We start from the raw sequence: 933 nt of genomic DNA on the forward strand, positions 1-933 counted from the left end.
GTGAATGCCTCCAACATGATTTCTTACAAATCGAATCAATACTCGGTACCAGCAAAATACCAAGGAAAGAGAGTTGGACTACAAGTGTATGATGATCAAATATGGGTTTATTATAACACGGAGCTCATCGCACAACATCCCTTAAGTGGGAAGAAATTAAATTATCAAGAAACCCACTATCAGGAATCACTAGGGGTTTCTATGCCTAACTATCCTAATATTGATGAGTTAGCGAAAAAGAACTTAGCAGCGATTGGAGAAGTGTATAAATAATGAATCAAGTAACAACAAATCATCAGCAATTATTAAAGAATCTAGAGTATCTGGGGCTTAAGCAAATGACGTTACATTTAAATGAAGTCATAGACTTTAGTGTAAATAATCAATTGTCCTTTAATGATACTTTGATTAAATTAACGAACTATGAAATTGATGTCCGAGAGCAAAATATGACACAGGCAATGGTGAAAGTAGGTGCATTCCCACATCGTAAAGAAATAACTGATTTCGATTTTGATTTTCAACCCTCCATTAACCGACAACAAATCTTAGATTTTTTAACGCTCCGTTTTATAGAGGAGAATGAAAATATCGTTTTCTTGGGTACAAGTGGTGTTGGAAAGACCCATTTGGCCACTTCAATCGGAATTGCCGCAGCGAAGAAACGAACTAGTACTTATTTTATTAAGTGCCATGATTTAATCCAGAATTTGAAGAAAGCACGGTTGGAAAACCGTTTAGAAAGTCGTTTAAAGCATTATGCCAAGTACAAGCTTTTAATCGTAGATGAAATTGGTTACTTGCCAATAGATGCGGAAGATGCGAAGCTCTTTTTTCAGCTCATTGACATGAGATACGAAAAGAAAAGTACGATTCTCACTACAAATGTAAATTTCAAAGAGTGGGATACAATTTTTCAAGAGACTAAACTAG

General features: G+C 35.3%; 2 protein-coding genes. Both read left to right on the plus strand.

Features of this window, described 5'->3' with window-relative positions; translation table 11 throughout:
• Positions 1-273, plus strand: a 273-nt coding sequence (locus tag ACTQ5K_RS25440) for a Mu transposase domain-containing protein (RefSeq protein WP_435406688.1), incomplete at its 5' end; no start/stop codon positions are given.
• A partial coding sequence (istB, locus tag ACTQ5K_RS25445; protein ID WP_441994450.1) for an IS21-like element helper ATPase IstB occupies positions 273-933 on the plus strand: 661 nt, incomplete at its 3' end. The genes ACTQ5K_RS25440 and istB, both read left to right, overlap by 1 nt.

The sequence above is a fragment of the Niallia sp. Sow4_A1 genome, from assembly GCF_052116745.1.
GTDB lineage: Bacteria > Bacillota > Bacilli > Bacillales > Cytobacillaceae > Niallia > Niallia hominis.